Here is a 5075-nt window from a genome sequence, read left to right as displayed (position 1 = left end):
ACCATCATGCCGTAATACCAATTGGTGTTGGGGATCGCGTTAAAGTCAAAGACCTCTTTCTTACCGCTGATCACCAGCTCGTTGATCGTACCGTCATGAGCGATCTGATTGATGTAAGACGCGGTCAACTCGGGGGCTAGCGTTGTGGCGGGTTTCAGACTCAGGGAGGCATCGGGATGCGCGATGATGGTGCCGTTGCTGTCGACCAGAATGGCGTAAGTCCCCTCGGTAGTGACCGTCAGAATGTCCGAGATAAGGGCGCTGATAGAGACATCTCCGGCGATAACCCCCTGGGTGTTGCCACGCTGGAACGGCTCGGCAATGGTGACAATCAGCTGGCCTGTGGAGATGTCGGCATAAGGGGAGGTGATGGTCATCTTGCCAGCAGCCATTGCGTCTTTGTACCAGGGGCGTTGACGGGGGTCATAACCGGCGGGCAAGTCGGTCGGTTTGCTCTGGATCATTTTGCCGTCAGCGGTACCGGCATAGACCAGGTCGAAGCCACCGGCATTCATGGACTGGGCCAGATGACTGATGGGCTCATCTTCTTTGGCGAATGCTTCCTTGGTGGTGCTGACCATGCTGATCCGGGCGTCGACCCAGCGGGAGATCCCCTTGACGTTGGCCATGGAGCTTTCGTCGATGATGTTCCAGACCAGTCGCTGGGTCTCGCTGCGCAGTTGCGAGGTGTTGTACCAGACCTGCAGGCCGGTGATCACCAGAATGATGACCCCGATAGCCAGAACAAGCTTGTTTTTAATGGATAAGTTCATAGTTACATCCTTGTGAGCGTCAGTCTGAAGTGTGTGGAATCTAGTTATTGTTATAAGCCTCTGTTTATCGGCTGAAGTTGAACTCTTTGTATCCCGGTCAGCTATTTAAAGTTAGTGCCTAAATCAGTGGATATCCATGCGCGTATCGCCCCCTCACTGCGTCAGAAAACGATCTGGTCGATTGGTGAAGATTCCATCGACCCCCATGCTAGAGAGCGTTTCATAATCTTCTGGATAATCAACGGTATAAACCAGAACTTTGAGCCCCCGGCGATGGGCATCATCGACCAGCGCGGCATCGATAAAATCAACATCGCAATTGATGGACCAGGCTCCCAGTTCGTCGGCAAACTGCGCCAGGTTGAGCGGCAGGTTGGCGGTCAGGGCACCGAGCCGGATATCGGGCCGCAAGGCGGCAAATCGGGCCAGCTCCGGGTGATGGAAGGAAGAAACCACCCATTGCCCGGGAGTAAAGCCCAGCTCGGCCTCTGCCCGTCGGGTCAGGGCTGCCACCACATCAGCGGTATGGGCGCCCTTGAGCTCGATATGCAGCTCGCAGCGTCCGGCGATGATCTCCATCACCTGCCACAGGGTCGGGATCACCTCTCCTTCACCGGCATCGAGCTGCTCCAGATAGGAGCGGGATTGCTCGGTCAGCACCCCCTTGCCATTGGTGCAGCGATCCAGCCGCCTGTCATGGAAGACCCACAACTCGCAATCGGCTGCCTGCACGTCGATCTCGATGGCTGATGCTCCCAGCTCCAGCGCTTTGGCCATCGCCTTGAGGGTGTTTTCCGGTGCCAGACCGCTGGCGCCACGGTGGGCAATAATCTGCATGTTCTGCTCCTTGTACCTCGCGGATCAGCCGCGGCTCAGGTGAATGTCGATCTGTTGATGGGGCAGGGTAAGTCCCTGCTGCTGCATCTTCTCCAGCACCAGCGAGTGAACCTCGTGAGTGATGGGCATCCGGTGATCCATGTTGTTGACGTAGAGGCGGATCTCGTAGATCAGTGCCGAGTCGGTGAATTCGATCAGGAACACCTCTGGCGTCGGCGTCTCCAATACCAGGGTCGATGCCTGGATGGACTCTTCCAGAATGCGTTGCACCAGTTTCGGATCCCGGGTCAGGCCGATCCGGATCCGCAGTTTGACCCGGGTGATGGCATCGGAGAGCGACCAGTTGATGAACTGTTCGGTGATGAAGGCCTTGTTGGGCACGATGATCTCCTTGCGATCCCAATCCACTATGGTGGTTGCCCGGGTCTTGATCTTGGTGACGGTGCCGGTGAGATCGCGGATGGTGACGGTGTCACCGAGCCGGATCGGCTTCTCAAACAGGATGATGAGGCCGGAGACAAAGTTGGCGAAGATCTCCTGCAGACCGAAACCCAGCCCCACCGAGAGGGCGGCGACCAGCCACTGGGTCTTCGACCAGTCGATGCCGAGCATGGAGAAGCCGGTGAGGGCGCCGATCAGGATCACCAGATACTTGCTGGTGGTCGTGAGGGCAAAGCCGGTACCCGGGGAGAGGCTGAGGTGCTGCAGCAGGGTCAGCTCCATCAGCCCCGGCAGGTTGCGGGCTGTCACCACGGTCAGAATGAAGACGAAGGCGGTCAGCATCAGATCCTGCAAGGTGATGGCCGAGAGCTGCTCGATGCCGCCAATCTTGCTGCTCACCTGCCACACCTCGATATTGCTGAGGAAACTGAAGGCGGAGTTGAGATCCGACCATTGCACCACCACCAGCATGGTGAAGCCCAGCATCAGCAGGGTGCGCACCAGCCCCAGCGACTGTGCGCTGATGGTATCGAGATCCAGCTCAGTCTCTTCCACCACGTCCGGGGTCTCGGAGCTGAGCTCGTCATGCCCCTCTTCCCTGCCGCGCTGGGCCAAGATCTCGGCCCGCTTGCTCTTGGCGCGCTCGAAGGCAAGGCGGCGGCGCTGGATCAGCATCCAGCGTCTGGCCAGATAGTAGACCAGCAGGCAACCCAGCCCCATCAGCAGGCTAAGCTCCAGCTGGCGCAGCAGGGTGCGCGAGGTATAGAAGTAGCCAAACAGGGCGCCAATTACCGCCAGCAGCGGCGCCAGCATCAGGCTATTCCAGATGAAGTGGTGCAGCAGATGGGGCTTGGTCATGTCGGTCTGGCCCCAGGTGAGTGGCAGCCGCTCCCGGTTGAGGCGGGCAAAGAAGAGCAGTAGCCAGAGTGCACCGATCATGAAGGCCATCCGGCCGAGGGAGTCGTAGAAGGCGTGCTCCTGATAGCTGTTGGCCATCCCCTGCACAAAGAAACTCGGGATCAGCACCAGCAGCAGGGTGCGAAACTGCCCCCACACCTTTTGCACCTGTTCCCTAGGCCAGCGGAAGTGGTGGATCAAAATCCCCCGCTCCAGCGTCAGATGGCGGGCCATCACCAGCGCCAGCAGCAGGAACCAGATCTCGCCAAGACCGCGCGCCACCGCCACCGCAAACGGGTATTGCCAGGCCCCTTCGAGCAGGCCGCGCACCATCAGCACCATGGCGGGCAAGGGGAGGGCGGCAAGCAGGGAGCGCAGCAGCAAGCGGCTGGTGAGGCAGAATTTGTCCTGGGTCACCTTGCCGATCCGCGGCGCAATATGGTCGCAATAGAGGCTCAGGTGACGGGCCATTTTGAACCAGCTCCAGGCCAGCACCAGCAGCCCAATACCGGCTAGCGTGAGGCTCAGCGGGCTGTTTTCGGCGATGGCGTAGGGCAGTTGCAACCAGTTGTCCGGGTTGAAGGCTAGGGTCAGCGCGGCGGGAATGCCGAGCATGACCTGCGGGGTAAAGGGGCGCACATCCGGCATCCAGAACAGGTGGCTGGCGCTTATTTCGCGGATCTCGTCGATCTTGCTGTTTTGGCGGCTGTAGAGCAGTTTGAGGCGGGTCTGCTCCTGAATAAGGGTATCGGACGCGTCGTTGAGACGGGTCAGCAGCTGGCGCCGGGCCTTGAGCAGGTTGTCGAGCACCGCTTGCTGCGGCCGATCCAGCGTCACCTCCTCTTCGGCCATCAGCTTGTCGCGTAGCTGGCGGGTATCCTTGAGCCCATCCTGCTCGCTCTCGTACTGGTACTTGGCCATGCGGGCGCTGACGATGGCGGACTCCAGCTTGTCGAGGGGAAACTGGGGAGGAAGATCGGATAGTTTGCTGCGCAGGTTCTCGCCGTAGGCATTACTGATCTGCAGCCACTCCAGCTGTTCGCGTACCGAGTTGACCAGCTCATTCAGTTCAAACAGATTCTTGTCGACGCTGCGCTGCTCGTCCTGCACCCGCTCAATCTGATCTTCCAGTGTGCCGAGCTGGATGGAGAGCGCCTGATTCTGCTGTTGCTGCTCCAGCAGCAGCGGCATGTCGGTGGTGAGCTGCTTGCGCAGCCGTTCGCTCTCCTCCAGCGCCTGCTCGGTCTTCTCCCGCCGCAGCTGGTTCTGCTGGGTCAGCAGGCTGGCTTGCCACTCATCCTCGTCGGCGATGGCCAGATTGAGCTCCTGCAGCTTCAGCTTGCCGAGATCGTTGCGCTGCTGGGCCGAGAGCTGCTCCAGCTCCAACATCTGGATCCGGTCGGAGAGGCTCTGCTCCTTCATTCTGGTCAGCAGCAGCTGTGCCTCCTGCTGGCGATCCGATTCGCTGCTGAAGCTCAGTCGCTCCAGCTGGCTGCGGGTCAGTTGCAGCTGTTTGCGCAGATCGTCCACCCGCAGGTGATACTCCTGCCCGGTGCTCTCCAGCTGGTTGAGGCTGTCCATCACCCCCTGCCGCTCCTTGCGCAGGTTGAGCTGGCGGTTGCTGCTCAGGCCTATGGCCTGGCGCAGCGCCTCCTCCTTGAGGCTCGCCAGCGGCGGGCGAGCGGCGGGCTGATAGTTGTGCAGGCTCTCCTTGAGGCGTGCCGACTCCTTGGGGTAATCGATAAGGATCTGCTGATAGGCTTTGCTCTGCTCCCGGTAGCGCTCGGCCTCTCTGGCAAATTGCAGCGCCTGCTGGTAGCTCTCCCGCAGCTTCTGGTTTTCCGGGGTATCGCTCTTGGGCACGCTCTGCAACAGGGATTCGGCCTGGGCAATGGCATCGTCGGCGCGCACGGTTGGCGGCAACAAGAGAAGGGAGAACAGCAAGAGGGTGAGCAGGCGTTGCAACATGAGGCTCGTTTCCGTTCAGAAGAGGTGGCCCTAGCCTAAAACAGGGCAGGGAGGCGGGTAAAGCAGTCTATATTAATGATTCATAACACAAATAACAGGAAGTCGTGCTGCCGTTTCGCTATGATCCCGGCCGCTTTCTCTCCACCGAGTCGAATATGT

The 5075-nt window shown here is 59.7% G+C and carries 3 protein-coding genes; all 3 read right to left on the bottom strand.

Annotated features, from left to right (window positions below):
• On the bottom strand, nt 1–773 hold a 773-nt coding region (locus tag AB5Y85_RS20055; RefSeq protein ID WP_368222042.1), incomplete at its 3' end, for a cache domain-containing protein.
• A 153-nt stretch (nt 774–926) separates the two neighbouring features.
• A complete protein-coding gene (locus AB5Y85_RS20050; protein ID WP_151286589.1) occupies nt 927–1610 on the bottom strand; it encodes a glycerophosphodiester phosphodiesterase family protein in 684 nt (227 codons plus the stop codon).
• A 24-nt stretch (nt 1611–1634) separates the two neighbouring features.
• A complete protein-coding gene (mscM, locus tag AB5Y85_RS20045) occupies nt 1635–4916 on the bottom strand; it encodes a miniconductance mechanosensitive channel MscM (protein ID WP_257687020.1) in 3282 nt (1093 codons plus the stop codon).
• Between the last annotated feature and the right edge of the window lie 159 nt (nt 4917–5075).

The sequence above is a fragment of the Aeromonas sp. R3-1 genome (assembly GCF_040908345.1).
GTDB lineage: Bacteria > Pseudomonadota > Gammaproteobacteria > Enterobacterales > Aeromonadaceae > Aeromonas > Aeromonas veronii.
The sequence above is the reverse complement of the archived record's forward strand: the minus strand, read 5'-3'. Positions and strand labels throughout refer to the sequence as shown.

What these genes read in the sequence shown, in the direction of transcription:
- AB5Y85_RS20050 (WP_151286589.1), bottom strand. Translation starts at nt 1,610, where the DNA reads ATGCAGATTATTGCCCACCGTGGCGCCAGCGGTCTGGCACCGGAAAAC.
- mscM (WP_257687020.1), bottom strand. Translation starts at nt 4,916, where the DNA reads ATGTTGCAACGCCTGCTCACCCTCTTGCTGTTCTCCCTTCTCTTGTTG.